General features: G+C 70.7%; 12 protein-coding genes. 2 read left to right on the top strand and 10 right to left on the bottom strand.

The annotated features are described in order from the left end of the window. Positions 1–66: 66 nt before the first annotated feature. From EDF47_RS03770 to EDF47_RS03755, 4 genes are all read right to left on the bottom strand, one after another. Entirely contained in the window at positions 67–1,722 is a 1,656-nt protein-coding gene (locus EDF47_RS03770; RefSeq protein WP_133938025.1) for a glycoside hydrolase family 13 protein, read from the bottom strand. Positions 1,723–1,790: 68 nt separating this feature from the next. Then, a complete protein-coding gene (locus EDF47_RS03765) occupies positions 1,791–2,696 on the bottom strand; it encodes a carbohydrate ABC transporter permease (protein WP_123291961.1) in 906 nt (301 codons plus the stop codon). After that, a complete protein-coding gene (locus tag EDF47_RS03760) occupies positions 2,696–3,643 on the bottom strand; it encodes a sugar ABC transporter permease (protein ID WP_123291962.1) in 948 nt (315 codons plus the stop codon). Before EDF47_RS03760 ends, EDF47_RS03765 begins: the two co-directional genes overlap by 1 nt. An 11-nt stretch (positions 3,644–3,654) precedes the next feature. Next, positions 3,655–4,917: an extracellular solute-binding protein gene (locus tag EDF47_RS03755; RefSeq protein WP_243834000.1), complete on the bottom strand. Its 1,263-nt coding sequence runs from the start codon at positions 4,915–4,917 to the stop codon at positions 3,655–3,657. 168 nt (positions 4,918–5,085) lie between these two features. Here EDF47_RS03755 and EDF47_RS03750 point away from each other — a divergent pair, with 168 nt between their 5' ends. Next, positions 5,086–6,342 (top strand): ROK family protein, encoded by a 1,257-nt coding sequence (locus tag EDF47_RS03750; RefSeq protein ID WP_133937970.1) that lies wholly within the window; start codon positions 5,086–5,088, stop codon positions 6,340–6,342. Here EDF47_RS03750 and EDF47_RS03745 read toward each other — a convergent pair. Then, positions 6,248–6,994 (bottom strand): CoA pyrophosphatase, encoded by a 747-nt coding sequence (locus EDF47_RS03745; protein WP_243833999.1) that lies wholly within the window; start codon positions 6,992–6,994, stop codon positions 6,248–6,250. The genes EDF47_RS03750 and EDF47_RS03745 overlap by 95 nt on opposite strands. A gap of 151 nt (positions 6,995–7,145) precedes the next feature. Continuing rightward, positions 7,146–7,976 carry a siderophore-interacting protein gene (locus EDF47_RS03740; RefSeq protein WP_243698071.1) on the bottom strand — a complete coding sequence of 277 codons (831 nt, stop codon included), beginning with the start codon at positions 7,974–7,976 and terminating at the stop codon, positions 7,146–7,148. 113 nt (positions 7,977–8,089) lie between these two features. Here EDF47_RS03740 and EDF47_RS03735 point away from each other — a divergent pair, with 113 nt between their 5' ends. Next, positions 8,090–8,611 (top strand): hypothetical protein, encoded by a 522-nt coding sequence (locus EDF47_RS03735; protein WP_131879487.1) that lies wholly within the window; start codon positions 8,090–8,092, stop codon positions 8,609–8,611. A gap of 85 nt (positions 8,612–8,696) precedes the next feature. Here EDF47_RS03735 and EDF47_RS03730 read toward each other — a convergent pair whose 3' ends face one another. From EDF47_RS03730 to EDF47_RS03715, 4 genes are all read right to left on the bottom strand, one after another. Next, positions 8,697–9,680: a glycoside hydrolase family 16 protein gene (locus EDF47_RS03730; protein ID WP_131879485.1), complete on the bottom strand. Its 984-nt coding sequence runs from the start codon at positions 9,678–9,680 to the stop codon at positions 8,697–8,699. A gap of 274 nt (positions 9,681–9,954) precedes the next feature. After that, positions 9,955–11,148: an alpha-hydroxy acid oxidase gene (locus EDF47_RS03725; protein WP_133938021.1), complete on the bottom strand. Its 1,194-nt coding sequence runs from the start codon at positions 11,146–11,148 to the stop codon at positions 9,955–9,957. 128 nt (positions 11,149–11,276) lie between these two features. After that, the gene (locus EDF47_RS03720) at positions 11,277–12,755 is read right to left on the bottom strand and encodes a rhamnulokinase family protein (protein WP_133937968.1); all 1,479 of its coding nucleotides are present in this window, start codon (positions 12,753–12,755) and stop codon (positions 11,277–11,279) included. Between the two features lie 21 nt (positions 12,756–12,776). Further along, a complete protein-coding gene (locus EDF47_RS03715; protein ID WP_131879481.1) occupies positions 12,777–14,879 on the bottom strand; it encodes a bifunctional aldolase/short-chain dehydrogenase in 2,103 nt (700 codons plus the stop codon). Position 14,880: the final 1 nt, after the last annotated feature.

Below are 14,880 nucleotides of genomic sequence, written 5' to 3'. Positions count from 1 at the left end.
CCCGGTGCCTGCCTGCACCGTGCCTCCCGTCCGTCACCTGGTCGCGTCCACGACGCGCACCCTGCGTCAGGAACGCAACCAGGCCGTCCCCACGCCCGTGAGAGCACCGTCTGCCACCGGTGCCGAGGCGAGCAGCAGCTCGCCGGCGGGGAGTTCGTAGGGCTCGTCACCGAACACCGTCACGCTCGTCCAGCCGTTCGGGCGTCGGAACGCGAGCACGTCGTCGCGGCCGGTCTCGAGCCACTCCAGGTGCTCCTCGGACTGCAGCTGGCCGCGCAGCCCGAGGGCCTTCCGGTACAGGCTCAGGGTCGAGTCGGGGTCGGTGTCCTCGGCCTCGACGCTCGCGTCCGCGAACCACGCCGGCTGCGGCAGGTGCGCGGAGCCGGAGCCGAACGACGGGCCGGACCGGGTCCACGGGATCGGGACACGGCAGCCGTCGCGGCCGACGTCGACGCCCGGGTTGCGGAAGAACGCGGGGTCCTGGCGGTCGGCGTCGGGGATGTCGCCGACCTCGTGCAGACCGAGCTCCTCGCCCTGGTACAGGTAGGCGGAGCCGGGCAGTGCGAGCTCGAGCAGGGTCGCCGCCTGCGCGCGGCGCAGCCCGAGCGAGCGGTCCAGCGCGTCCTGCGACCCACCGGCGAGCAGCCACTTGCCGCCCTGCTTGTCGGGGGAGCCGTTCCGCGCAGGCAGCGCGTAGCGGGTGGCGTGCCGGACGACGTCGTGGTTCGAGAACACCCACGTGGTCGACGAGCCGGACTGCTCGGCCAGGCCGAGGTTGAACTCGATGATCTCCTTGAACGAACCGGCGTCGAAGTCGGCCTCGAGCAGGTCGAAGTTGAACGCCTGCCCCAGACCGTCGGCGCTGGCGTACCGGGCGCGGCGGTCGGCGGCGACCCAGGCCTCGGCGACCGCAGTGCGCGCCGGGATGTACTCGTTGAACACGGTCCGCCACTCGGCGTAGATCTCGTGCACGTCGTCGCGGTCCCACAGCGGGTGCGAGCCGTCCTTCGGGATCTCGGCGAGCTCCGCCCAGGTCGGCAGGGCTCCGGACGGCAGGTCCTTCGCGAGCCCGTGGGCGACGTCGATGCGGAAGCCGTCGACGCCGCGGTCCGACCAGAAGCGCAGGGTGTGCAGGAAGTCGTCGCGGACCTCGCGGTTCGCCCAGTTCAGGTCGGGCTGCTCCTTGGCGAACGAGTGCAGGTACCACTGGCCGTCGCCGACCGCGGTCCAGGCCGGGCCGCCGAAGATCGAGATCCAGTCGGCCGGAGCCTGTTCGCCGGACGGCCCGGTGCCGTCGCGGAAGACGTAGCGGTCGCGGGCGGGGGAGCCCTTCGGCGCGGCGAGCGCCTCGCGGAACCACTCGTGCCGGTCGCTCGTGTGGTTCGGCACCACGTCCACGATCACCCGGATGCCGGCGGCGTGCAGCGCCTCGACCATCCGGTCGAAGTCGTCGAGCGTGCCGAGCTTCGGGTCGACGTCGCGGTAGTCGTCGACGTCGTAGCCGCCGTCGGCGAGGGCGGACGGGTAGAACGGGCTGAGCCAGACGGCCTCGACACCGAGCGACGCCAGGTACGGCACGCGCTCGGTGATGCCGGGCAGGTCGCCGATGCCGTCGCCGTTCGCGTCCGCGAAGGAGCGCGGGTAGATCTGGTAGACGCTCGCCTGGCGCCACCAGGTCTCGTCGGTGGCAGTGGTGGCGGGCTGGGCGAGGGTGTCGGTCACGACGGGCCTTTCGTGGTTCGTGGCGGTGTCGGTCGGTTCGGTCGTACCGGCCGGGTCGGTCGTCTTGCTCACTTGATGGCGCCCTGGGTCACACCGGCCATCACCCATCGCTGCGTGACGAGGTAGACGATGATCGCCGGGGCCATCGCCATCAGGTACGAGGCGAACGAGACGTTGTAGTTGTTGCTGAACTGGGTCTGGAACATCTGCTGCAGCACCGGCAGGGTCTGCAACGCCGGGTCCGAGGTGATCAGCGACGGCATCACGAAGTCGTTCCACGACGCCAGGAACGCGAAGATGCCGACGGTGGCGCTCATCGGTGCCAGCAGCGGGAACACGAGCCGCCAGAACACCTGACCGGTGCTCGCGCCGTCGATGCGGGCGCTCTCCTCGAGCTCGGCCGGGATCGACCGCAGGAACGCGGTGAAGAGCAGCACGCTGAACGACAGCTGGAACATGACGTGCAGCAGCGCGACGCCGAACGGGTTGTCCAGGTGCGCGAGGCCGGTGAGCTTCACCTGCGACAGCGCGAGCACCGGGAACGGCAGGAACATGGCGGCGAGCAGGTAGAAGAACGACCAGCGGAACAGCCGACGGTCCCAGTTCCGGGCGATCGCGAACGCCGTGAACGACGCGAGCAGGATCGTGCCGACGACGGTGATCGCGGCGACGAGCACCGAGACGCCGAACGCCCGCGGGAAGTCGGTGAGCTCCCACGCCTGCACGAAGCCGTCGACGCTGAACGGTGCCGGCAGCGAGAACGCGTTGCCGTCGACGGCCTGGCCGGTCGTCTTGAACGCCATCGTCAGGGTGACGTAGAGCGGCACCAGGATCGAGAGCGCGCAGAGCACGAGGACGACGGTGACGGGCCAGTTGGCGTTGCCGCCGCGGCGGCCGGCGGTCCGGTCGGCGTCGACCGATCTGATGCTGCCCGTCTTCGTCGTCCCCGGACGGAGGGGTGTCTGGATGGTCATCAGAGCGCTGCCTTCCCGCGGGTCGCCCGCAGCTGGATCACGGCGATGACGACCGCGATGATGAAGAAGATCGTGGCGTTGGCCATCTGGTAGGCGTAGTCGCCGCCGTTGAAGCCCTTGAAGATCGACATCGCGACGCTCGTGGTCGAGGTGCCGGGGCCACCGTCGGTCAGGCCGACGATGATGTCGTACGAGTTCAGGAAGTTCTTGAACCCGATCACCAGGTTGATCAGGATGTAGCCGGCCGTCAGCGGTGCGGTGATCGAGATCAGCTGCCGCCACGCGCTCGCGCCGTCGAGGGCAGCTGCCTCGTAGACCTCGCCGGGGATGGACAGCACCCCGGCGATGTAGATGAGGAGCGTCGACGGGATCGCCTGCCACGCGGTGACGATCACGATGGCGACCCACGCCAGGTCGGGGTTCGCCAGGATGCTCTGCTCGAGCGGACCGAAGCCGATCGCACTGGCCAGGGCCGGCAGGCTGTTCGCGAACAGGAACGAGAACACGTACGCGATGACGATGCCCGAGATGACCATCGGCAGCACGAACACCGCGCGGAGGGCGATCTTGCCGCGGATCTTCGACGTCAGCGCGATGGCGAGCAGGAACGCGATCGCGTTGACGACGATCACGGTGACGAGCGAGAACCCGAGGGTGAACAGGTACGCCTGCAGGATCGCGGGGTCGGAGAACACCGCGACGTAGTTCGTGAGCCCGATGAAGCGGAACTCACCGAACCCGACGGAGTTCGTGAAGCTGAGCACGATGCCCATCACGGCCGGCAGCGTGATGGCGAGCGTGAAGAGCAGCAGGGTGGGGAGCAGGAAGGCGAGGAAGAGCGGTTCGATCCGCTTCCGCTTGTGGGTGACGGACGGGAGGCCCGGGGCGGCTCCGCCACGTCGGCGGCGGTCCGCCGTCGTGATGGCTTCGGTGGTCGTGGTTGCCATGGGACGTCTCCTTACGCGGCCGTGCGGAGCGCGAGACGCGCCCAGTCGGCGTCGAGGGTGCGGAGCTGGCGCTGCGGGTCGCCGCCGAAGGCGATCGACTGCGCGTAGTTCGCGACCGGGATCTCGGCGGGGATGAGCTGCGACGCACCGAGGTAGAAGGCGGCGTCGTCGTAGTACGACTGCATGCCGGTCAGCGCCGGGTTCGACGCCGGGGGAGCGTCCTTCCGGACACCGAAGCCGTTGTTGTCGGCGTTGTACTTGTCGTTGACCTTCGACTGCATCAGGAACGTCAGGAACTCGCGGGCGGCCTCCTGCTTGCGGGACGCCTCCGGGATCCAGAGCGCCAGGTCGACGTTCACCCGCACCTTGTTGTCCGCGGCGTCGTCGGTGACGGGCAGCGGGAACGTGCCGAGGTCCATGTCCTTGTTCGTCTTGGCGATCTCGCCGAGCGCCCACGGCCCCTGCAGGTACATCGCGGCCTTGCCCTGTGCGAACGCGAGGTTGCCGTCGCCGTAGCCGCGGCTGGCGGCACCGTCCTGGTGCCATGCGCGCAGCTGGGTCATGCGCTCCATCGGCGTCCGGAGGTCCTTCTCGAACGACACCGACGAGTCCTTGCCGACGCTCGTGCCCTCGCGTCGCAGTGCGTCGAACGTCTTCGGGGTGTCGATCGCACCGCCGACCGTGTAGTCGAACATGCCCTGCGCGATCGTCCAGTTGTCCTTGAACGTCCCGTAGATCGGGGCGATGCCGGCCTGCTGCAGCCGCCCGCAGAGATCGGCGAACTCGCTCCAGGTGGTGGGCACCTCGAGTCCCTGCTCGGCGAACAGCGCCTTGTTGTAGATCACCGAGGCGGCGGTCACCGAGTACGGCAGCGCGCTCTTGCGACCCGGGTAGTCGGCGGTCTGCTGCATGAGCGGCCACAGGTCCGGGTTGATCGTGTCGGCCTGCGGCAGGTCGGAGAGGTCCGTCAGGGCTCCGTGCTCGACGAACGGCACGACCGAGAAGTTGTAGTTCCAGCAGCCGAGGTCCGGCGGCCGGTTCCGGACGAAGTTCGCGGACATGCTGGAGGTCGAGTCACGGACGACCCGCACCTTCGACTGGCTGTCGTGGAACTGCGCGATGACGCCGTCGAAATACCCGATGACCTCGGGCTTCGAGACGTAGAACGTGATGGTCTCCGGCTTGGCGCTCGAGGACCCGATCGGGGCGCACCCGGCGAGCGCGAGGCCCGCTCCGATGCCGCCGGCTCCGAGCAGGAACGAGCGTCGGCTCACCGATGCCGCCGTCCTGGTCGTGGCGTGTGGTTGCACGTCGTCTCCGTCCGTCCGGACCCGGCAGCCCTGCCGTTCCGTCCTGCGATCGGCTCCGATGCCGACCGCGAGACTAAATCTAGCGACAAAATCTAATTACGCAAGGAACTCGTTGCGCGATAAGGTCACGGCATGCCGCCACCCCGTCGAACGAGCGCCGAGACACTGCTCGCGCACGCCTTCGACGCTGGCGCCTTCACCGCGACCGAGGCCATCGACGCCACCGGCCTGACCCGCTCGACCGTGCTGGCCGCGTGCGAGGAACTCGTCCGGCTCGGCTGGCTCCACGAGCTCGACGACGCCCGTGCCGCCGGGGAGTACCGGATCGGTCGGCCCGCCCGGCGCTACGAACTCGACACCGCCGCCGGGGTCGTCGTCGGGGTGGACGCCGGACAGCACCGGGTCACCGCCATCGTCGCCGACCTGCGCGGCACCGTGCTCGGTCGCGCCGAAGGGGCACTCGGTGAGTCGGGACTCGAGGTTCCCGTCCGGCTCGCAGTCCTCGCCGACACCGTGGACGACGCGCTCGCCGCCGCCGGAGCCGACCGCTCCCGCGTTCTGGTCACCGTCGTCGGCATCCCCGCGCCGGTCGACGCCGGCGGGGCATCGCCGGGCGACGGCGGCTTCTGGGACCGGATGAACCCGGGCTTCGCCGGCGCCGTCCCGCACGGCCGCGTCGTCGTCGAGAACGACGCGAACCTCGCCGCGCTCGCCGAGCGGCCGTCCTCGGGGGACGCCTCGTTCGCCGCACTGCTCTCCGGCGAGCGGTTCGGCAGCGGCCTCGTGGTCGACGGTGTGCTGCTCCGCGGTGCCCACGGCGGCGCGGGGGAGATGCGCGTGCTCGACATCGTCCAGGGGGTCGGGTCGTCGGACGGCATCGGCGCGACGGCGCGGACGCTGGTCGCCGAGGCCGTCGCCGCGGGCGAGGTCCGGCCGGGCAGTCCGCTCGCGGTGGACGCCGGTGCCTCCGCCGTGTTCCGCGCGGCGCAGGACGGCGACACCGTGGCGCTGGCGATCGTCGACCGCCTCGGCGACCGACTGGCCCGCGTCTGCGTCCTGCTCGCCAGCCTGCTCGACATCGACCGCGTGGTCGTCGCCGGTGCGATCGCCCAGCCCGCCGTCGCCGTCATCGACCGCGCCCGCGCGCTGCTCGACGGCTGGCACTTCGACCCCGTGCCCGACCTGGTGGCGTCGACGCTCGGCGGCGACGTCGTCGTCATCGGGGCCGTCGCCCACGCGGTGGACGCAGTCCGTGCCGACCCGCTGTCGTTCCCGCTGGGCGGTACCGACCGGATCAGTGTCGACGATCGAGCGGCAGTTCCCGCTCCCGATCCCAGTCCTCGGTCCACCCGAGCCGGTCGAACAGCGCATCCAGCAGCATCGCGGTGAACCCCCACACCAGGTGGTCGTCGTGGTGGTCGTCGTCGTGGTGGTCGCCGTCGTCGTGGTCGCTGTGCTCCGCATCGACGGTGAAGCCCGGCCCGCGCCACTCCTGACCACCGCGTTGGATCACCGTGACCCCGCGGTTCGCCGGGTCGAGCAGGTCCGCCACGGGGACCCGGAACACCGCGGCCGACTCGCGCTCGTCGACGACCCGGATCGGGGACGGCTCGCGCCACCACCCCAGCACCGGGCGCACCAGGTGGTTCGAGAACGCCAGCGGCACCGCGGGCAGCGTGCCGAGGACCTCGACGCCCGTCGGGTCGAGCCCGGTCTCCTCACGCGCTTCGCGGAGGGCTGCGGCGACGGCGTCGACATCGCCCGGGTCGATCCGTCCGCCGGGGAACGCGACCTCGGCCGGGTGCGCGCGCAGGGTCGTGGCGCGCGCGAGTAACAGGACGTCCAAGTCGCGCGGGACGTCGGCGGCGACGGCCGGGCGGTCGCTGGGGGTGCGGTCGAGCGTGCCGAAGAGCATCAGGACGGCGGCGTGCCGCGGGCTGGACGAACCGGTGAGTTCGCCCGCCACGGGCCCGGCATCCGCCCACCCGTTCGCTGCGACGGTCGCGAGTGCCGCCCGTGCTCGCCCCTCGTCGCCCATCACCCGCCCACCCTAGGCGTGCGGCGCTGGTGGCCGTGCGCCGTGCTTCGTGCTTCGTGCGTCCGCGCCGTGCTTCGTGAGCAGAAATGGTCGGGTCGGGAATCGGCACTCGACCATTCCTGCTCACGAAGTTGCCGGAGGTGCCCGAACGCAGTCAGCCGGACCGGCCCGCGCGCCAGTACCCGGTGAAGGCGATCCGCTCCTTCGGGATGCCCGCGCCGACCCAGTGCCGTCGTGCTCCGCCGGCGAGGGACTGCTCGCCGGCGACCCAGGCAGCGTGGTCGGGGCTCACCGACGATCGGGTGACCGCGTCGAGCGCCGCGGCTCCGGGACGTCGACCGGGTTCGCGGGTGATCCACGTCACGTCGATGCCGGTCGGCGCATCGATGGTCCGCACGTCGGCGTCCGTCGGGACCTCGAGGATCGCGGTGCCCTTGGTCGAACGGGGGAGCGACTCGAGGATCCCGGCTGCAGCGGGCAGGGCGCTCTCGTCCGCGACGATCACGATCGGACGACCGAGGGCGTCCCGGTCGAAGCCGATGCCCTCGTCGATGAGCCCGGCCACGTCGCCGGGCTGTGCGCCGAGTGCCCACCCAGCCGCGGTCGGCCCGGTCGGTGCGTGGTCGTCACCAGTGCCGTGCACCACGAAGTCGACGTCGAGCTCGTCGCCCTGGTGCAGTCGCCGGAGGCTCCGCACGGTGTAGCTGCGGAGGATCGGTCGGCTCGCCTTCGCCACCGTCAGGAACCTCAGGTAGCTCACCGTGTCGAGCTTCTGCGGGGCCCGCGCGAGGTCACCGCCGTCCACCGGCAGGAACAGACGGAACCACTGGTCGTAGCCCATGTGGGTGAATCGGCTCAGGTCGTCGTCGCCGAACACCACGCGGATGAAGGACGGCGAGATCCGTTCGGTCCGCACGACGTGCAGGGTGAGGAGCTCGACGCGTTCCGGCTTCGTGCGGGTCGCCTGCATGTTCGTCCGTGCCACGTAGGTAAGGCTAACCTAACTATTACTCGAGCGGGAAGTCTCAGCCGACTCCCGGGCACCGTCGGCATGGTGGAGGAACCGAGGACCACTCGAACATTCGACGAGGAGACACCGTGGACCGCTTTCGACGACTCCCGCTGCCGGCACTGCTGCCCATCGTGTTCGTCCTGGTCGGCGGACTGTACTTCGCCATCGGTCTGGCTTCGAACCCCGACGGTGCCGGTCTGGCCGCCCGCGCGATCGGATCGCTCTTCTACGCCGTCTTGATGACGGTGTTCTTCGGCTTCCTCATCGCCTACCGTCGCCGCCGAGCGGGTGGCACCGAGGGTGCTGCCGCGATCCAGCGAGCGGTGCGCTCCGGAGACCTGCCGGACGACGTCGACCACGTCGTGTGGACCCGCGAGCTCGAGTCGACCCGCAAGCGGTACCGGAACAACCGGGTCATCGTGCCGATCATGGTCGTCGTCTTCGCGGCCTTCTCGGTCTGGGCAGCTCTGACGGTCAGTCCGTTCTGGTGGGCGATCCTGGTGCTGTTCGTGGGGATGTGCGCGTACTCCGTCTGGGAGACCCGACGGGCACTGCGGAACATCGACCACCTGCTGACCACCCTGCGCGGAACCTGGACCGTGCGCTGACGTCGCGAGCCTGATCCAGTGAGCAGAAGACGTCGGGTCCCTGGTGGGAAACCGACGTCTTCTGCTCACTCAGTGGGCCGAACGCTCACTCCGTGGTGGAGACCCAGTCGATGAGCAGGTTGCCCTGGTCGCCCCAGTTGCCGACCTGGAACATGAAGCGGTGCGGGGTCGTCGGTACGTCGTGCGTGATCGTGTCGAGGACCTTGCCGTCGACGCTGTAGGTGACCGACTCTCCGGGCACCCAGTCCACCGTGTAGGTGTGCCAGTCGCGCCATGAGACGCCCGTGCCGATCTGGACGCGGTCGGCTTCCTTGCCCGGGGTCATCGAGTGGTGGAAGGCCGAGGGGCTGTCCTCGAAGTTGCCCTCGGGGAAGTCGATCTCGCCGTCGGACCAGGTGCCCGACGTCGGCCACAGCATGAACGCCGCGCCGTTGCCGTCGCCACCGGTTGCCTTGGCGCGGACGGAGAACGAGCCGCCGACGTGGTCCCAGGCTCCGGCGGAGGAGCCGAACGTGCCGGCCGCCCCCGCTCCGGTGCCGAGGGCGACGTCCATCACGCCGTCGTGCACCGAGACGGTCTTGCTCGGCGCGTAGATGCCGGAGGTGCCGTCGGGGTAGGGCTGCCACGACTGCGGGTAGAGCCGCGAGACGAGGCCGGTGACGGCGTCGGTGGTGAAGTCCTCGACGAACGAGGCGGCCGGCGCAGCGGAGGTGTCGGCGACCTCGTCCTGCGGTTCGGCCGCGTCGTCGGCGTCCGACTCCGCGGCTTCGGCGTCGTCGGTGGGCGCAGCCGCCTCGGGTTCCGCGGTCGGGGTGGTGTCCTTGATCGGCGCGGCCTCGGCGGTCGGCGCGGGCGTCTCCGTCGGCGTCGCGTCCGACTCCTCGTCGTCTGACGGGGCCGGGGTCGCAGTGTCCGAGGGGGTGGGCGTGGGGGTCACCGGGGCGTGCTGCCCGTGGCGGTGTCCGCCCCAGCCCCACCAGCTGTCAGCGGAGGCGGCGGAGGCGGTGGGGACTCCGAGTGCCAGGCAACCGGCGGTCGCTGCCGCCAGGATCGCGCGACGGCGGCTCATCGGGTGTGCCGTTCGGTGGTGGAGGTGATGGGCGTGGTGGTCGCGGGGGTCGTGCCGCGCATGGGCGTGCACGTGCTTCGGGTCGAGATGTCGGGCTCCTCGGGGTGCTCGGGCGCAGGATGCGGGGAGGGGACGGCGCGCCAGGGGGCAGGATGCCGAGGGGTTCGGTGACGCGTCCACGGACATCTTGCATCATTTGTGCCCCGTTCGGGGGTAATCGCCCGAATCGGCACCCGAACGCGCGGTGAACGGCGGGCAGCCCGCGCCCGCCGCCTCAGCCGCGCGGCACCGGCTGCAAGCGCTGCAGCTGCGTCACGTGACCGGGCTCGAGCTCGTCGAGCGACGTGACCCCGAGCAGCCGCATCGTGCGCTCGATCTGCTCCGACAGGATCTGGATCATCCGGTCGACACCGGCCTCGCCGCCCGCCATCAGCCCGTACAGGTACGCGCGGCCGACCATGGTGAACTTCGCACCGAGCGCCACGGCGGCGACGATGTCCGCGCCGGACATGATGCCGGTGTCGAGGTGCACCTCGGTGTCCATGCCGACCTCCTTCACCACGGAGGGCAGCAGGTGGAACGGCACGGGTGCCCGGTCGAGCTGGCGTCCGCCGTGGTTCGACAGCGTGATCCCGTCGACGCCCATGTCCGCCAGACGACGGGCGTCGGCCAGGGACTGCACGCCCTTGACGACGACCTTGCCCTTCCACTGGTCGCGGATCCAGGCGAGGTCCTCGTAGGTGACGGTCGGGTCGAACATGTGGTCGAGGAGCTCCCCGACGGTGCCGGACCACCGGTCGAGCGACGCGAACGCCAGCGGCTCGGTGGTCAGGAAGTCGAACCACCACCACGGTCGCGGGATGGCGTTCAGTACGGTCCGGGCGCTCAGCTGCGGCGGGATCGAGAAGCCGTTGCGCTTGTCCCGCAGGCGCGCGCCGGCGACGGGCACGTCCACGGTGACGAGCAGCGTGTCGAACCCGGCCTTCTCGGCGCGGGAGACCAGCGCCATCGACTTCTCGCGGTCCTTCCACATGTACAGCTGGAACCAGTTGCGGCCGTTCGGGTTGGCGCCGCGGACGTCCTCGATGGCCGTGGTGCCCATGGTGGAGAGCGAGAACGGGATGCCCGCGCGTCCGGCTGCCCGAGCACCGGCACGTTCGCCCTCGGTCTGCATCATGCGCGTGAACCCGGTGGGGGCGATGCCGAACGGGTACGCGACCGGCGCACCCAGCACCGAGCGCGAGGTGTCCACGGACGACACGTCGCGCAGGATCGCGGGTGTGAACTCGATGTCCTCGAACGCCTGGCGGGCGCGCGCGAGCGAGATCTCGGCCTCGGCGGCGCCCTCGGTGTAGTCGAACGCGGCCTTCGGCGTGCGGCGGGCGGCGATGTCGCGCAGGTCCCAGATCGTCAGGGCCTGTTCGAGGCGCTGACGCCGACCGGGCAGCGAAGGCTTCTTGAACTGCATGAGCGGCGCGAGGTCACGCACGGTCGGCAGCTGCCGCTTGATCGGGGTCCGCCGGGCCGACGGTGTGCCCGGGGTGGCTGCCGGTGCGCCCGTGGCGGGGTCGACGCGGTGCTGGTCGTCGGTCGAGGTCATACAGACATCCTACGTCTCGAGGTGGATTGGCGGAGGGAAGCGTCGGAGGAACGCGGGGTGTACCGGACGGGCTCGACGGTGCGCGCGATCGTCGCGCGCAGGGCCTCGAGCGATGCGCCGCGCAGGCCGCCGAGTCCGGCTGCCCGCGCCTGCAACAGGATGTTGCCGAGTGCCGTCGCCTCGACGGGCCCGGCCAGGACGGGCAGCCCGGTGCGGTCGGCCGTCAGCTGGCAGAGCAGTCGGTTCTGCGATCCGCCGCCGACGATGTGCACCTGTCGGACGTCTTTCCCCGTGATGGTGCTGATCGTCGCAAGTGTCTCCGCGTACGCGCCGGCCAGTGACTCGAGGATCGAGCGCACGAACTCGGCCCGCGACGCGGGCGCGCTCAGCCCGTGGTCGCCGCACCAGGCGGCGATGCGCGCGGGCATGTCGCCGGGCGCCGTGAACGACTCGTCAGCGGGGTCGAAGACGGGGACCGGGGCCGTGACGGCCGCGGCGGAGGCGAGCAGGGCCTCCAGGTCGATGCTCGCGCCGTCACGTTCCCAGGTGCGGACGCTCTCGGAGAGCAACCACAGTCCGGACACGTTCTTCAGGAACCGGACGCGGCCGTCGACCCCGCCCTCGTTGGTGCAGTTCGCGTCGCGCGCCGCGTCCGACAGGACGGGTGCGTCGAGCTCGACGCCGACGAGTGACCAGGTGCCGGAGGAGATGTACGCGAAGTCCGGTTCGGTCGCGGGGACCGCGACGACGGCGGAGGCCGTGTCGTGCGAGCCGACGAGCGTGACGGGTGCCTGCCCGCCGACGGCGTCGGCGACGGACGGCAGCAGGGGCCCGAGTCGGTCGCCCGGGTCACGCAGGGTGGGCAGGAGGCCGGCCGGGAGGCCCGCAGCAGCCCGCAACGCCGGGTCCCACCCGCGGGTCGTCGCGTTCAGGACCCCGGTCGTCGACGCGTTCGTGCGCTCGGCCGCCTCGACACCGGTGAGCCAGTAGCCGAGCAGGTCGGGGACGAGCAACGCCCGCTGCGCGAGCTGCAGGGACGGGTCGGCAGCGAACTGGAACACCGTGTTGAAGGGCAGGTGCTGCAGACCGTTCCGGGCGTACAGCTCGGCCGCGTCCATCCGTCGGTGCACGCGGTCGACGCCGCCCTCGTGCCGCTCGTCGCGGTAGTGGTACGGCAGCCCGAGCAGCCGACCGTCGCGCAGCAGGCCGTAGTCGACCGCCCACGAGTCGATGCCGATGCTGACGATCGCCGGGTGCGTGGCGAACGCCTGACGGAGGCCGTCGGTCACCTGTCGGTGGAGCTCGACGACGTCCCAGTGCAGGGCCTCGCGGTCGTGCTCGTGCAGGGTCACGGGGCCGTTCGGGAACCGGGCGACGTGCTCCATCCGGACGCCGTCGGTGTCGACGTGCCCGAGGATCACGCGGCCGCTGGTGGCCCCGAGGTCGACGGCGGCGACGGTGCCGCTGGTGGACATGCTCTTACCTCTTGTCGTTCATCAGCGCAGGAACGCGGCGGCGACACCCGCGTCGACGGGCACGTGCAACCCGGTCGTGTGCGAGAAGTCGTCGGTGCAGATGGCGTAGACGGCGTTCGCGACGTTCTCCGGGACGACCTCGCGCTTGAGGATGGTGCGCTGGGCGTAGAACGCGCCGAGGTCCTGCTCCTCGATGCCGTAGGTCTTCGCGCGGTTCGCTCCCCAGCCGCTCGCGAAGATCCCCGAGCCACGGACGACGCCGTCGGGGTTGATCCCGTTGACGCGGACACCGTGCTCGCCGAGCTCCGCCGCCAACAACCGGACCTGGTGCGCCTGGTCGGCCTTCGTCGCCGAGTACGCGATGTTGTTCGGACCGGCGAACACCGAGTTCTTCGACGAGATGTAGACGATGTCGCCGCCGAGGCCCTGCTCGATGAGGACCTTCGCTGCCGCCTTGGACACCAGGAACGACCCCTTCGCCATGACGTCGTGCTGCAGGTCCCAGTCCTGTTCGGTGGTCTCGAGCAGGCTCTTGCTGAGCGACAGTCCGGCGTTGTTGACGACGAGGTCGAGGCCGCCGAAGTGCAGCAGCGTCTCTTGGATGGCCTGCTCGATCTCCGCTGCGGACGTCACGTTCGCCGCGACGCCGATGGCCCTGTCCGTGTTCCCGATCTCGGCCGCAGCGTCTTGCGCCTTCGTGAGGTCGAGGTCGGCGATGACGACCGCGGCACCCTCGGCGGCCAGGCGCTTCGCGATCGCCTTGCCGATGCCGCTCGCGGCTCCGGTGACCAGGGCGATGCGGGTGGCGAGCTTCTTGGGGGCCGGCATCCGCTGCAGCTTCGCCTCTTCGAGGGCCCAGTACTCGATGCGGAACTTCTCGGCCTCGTCGATGGGGGCGTAGGTGCTCAGCGACTCGGCGCCGCGCATGACGTTGATCGCGTTGACGTAGAACTCCCCGGCGACGCGGGCGGTCTGGGCGTCCTTGCCGTAGGAGAACATCCCGACGCCGGGCACCAGCACGATGAGGGGGTCGGCGCCGCGGATCGCGGGGGAGTCCGGGTTCGCGTGGCGGTCGTAGTAGGCCTGGTAGTCCGCGCGGTACTGCTCGTGGAGTTCGTGCAGGCGGGCGGTCTGCTCGTCGACGCTCGCGGTGGCGGGCAGGTCGAGGATGAGGGGCTTCACCTTGGTGCGCAGGAAGTGGTCGGGGCAGCTCGTGCCGAGCGCGGCGAGCTCCTCGGCGCGCGACGACGCCAGGAACTCGAGCACGACATCGCTGTCGGTGAAGTGCCCCACCACCGGCTTGTCGTGCCCGGCGATGCCGCGGATCGTCGGTGCGAGGGCGGCGGCGCGTGCGTGGCGTTCCTCGGTCGGCAGCGCCTCGAAGCCTGCTCGGGATCCGCCGAACGGGTCGGCCTTCCCGTGCTCCGCGATGAACTGCTCGGCGGTGTCGATGATCCAGCGCGAGTTCGCCTCGGCCTCCTCGCTCGTCTCGCCCCAAGCCGTGATCCCGTGGCCGCCGAGGATCGTGCCGATCGCCTGGGGGTTGTCCCGCTTGATCGCGGCGATGTCGAGCCCGAGCTGGAACCCGGGTCGGCGCCACGGCACCCACACCACCGTGTCGCCGAAGATCGTCGACGTCAGGGCTGGTCCGTCCGCCGCCGTCGCGATGGCGATGCCGGCGTCCGGGTGCAGGTGGTCGACGTGCGCGGCGTCGACCAGGGCGTGCATCGCCGTGTCGATGGACGGGGCGGCACCGCCCTTGCCGTGCAGCGTGTAGTCGAACGCGGCGACCATCTCGTCCTCGCGCTCCACTCCCGGGCCTGTTTCTGATGCGTACATGTCCTGGAGGGCACGGACGCGGTCGACGCGCAGGACCGCGAGGCCCGCCGGGGTGAGGGTGCCGAGGTCGCCCCCGGAGCCCTTCACCCAGAGCAGCTCCACCGGCTCGCCCGTGACCGGGTCGGTGTCGGTGCCCTTCGCCGAGGTGTTCCCGCCGGCGTAGTTCGTGATCCGCGGATCCGAGCCGAGCGCGTTCGAGCGCGCGATGAGCGCACTGATCGTGGTGTCTGCGTCGGTGCCGTGCGTTGCGGGGTCCACCCGAGCCTCCAGGTCGTTGATCGTCATC

Source organism: Curtobacterium sp. PhB190 (assembly GCF_004365385.1).
Taxonomy (GTDB): domain Bacteria; phylum Actinomycetota; class Actinomycetes; order Actinomycetales; family Microbacteriaceae; genus Curtobacterium.
This window is presented reverse-complemented; position numbering and strand designations above follow the sequence as displayed.

What these genes read in the sequence shown, in the direction of transcription:
- EDF47_RS03765 (WP_123291961.1), bottom strand. Translation starts at nt 2,696, where the DNA reads ATGACCATCCAGACACCCCTCCGTCCGGGGACGACGAAGACGGGCAGC.
- EDF47_RS03760 (WP_123291962.1), bottom strand. Translation starts at nt 3,643, where the DNA reads ATGGCAACCACGACCACCGAAGCCATCACGACGGCGGACCGCCGCCGA.
- EDF47_RS03750 (WP_133937970.1), top strand. Translation starts at nt 5,086, where the DNA reads ATGCCGCCACCCCGTCGAACGAGCGCCGAGACACTGCTCGCGCACGCC.
- EDF47_RS03730 (WP_131879485.1), bottom strand. Translation starts at nt 9,680, where the DNA reads ATGAGCCGCCGTCGCGCGATCCTGGCGGCAGCGACCGCCGGTTGCCTG.
- EDF47_RS03725 (WP_133938021.1), bottom strand. Translation starts at nt 11,148, where the DNA reads ATGCAGTTCAAGAAGCCTTCGCTGCCCGGTCGGCGTCAGCGCCTCGAA.
- EDF47_RS03720 (WP_133937968.1), bottom strand. Translation starts at nt 12,755, where the DNA reads ATGTCCACCAGCGGCACCGTCGCCGCCGTCGACCTCGGGGCCACCAGC.
- EDF47_RS03715 (WP_131879481.1), bottom strand. Translation starts at nt 14,879, where the DNA reads ATGACGATCAACGACCTGGAGGCTCGGGTGGACCCCGCAACGCACGGC.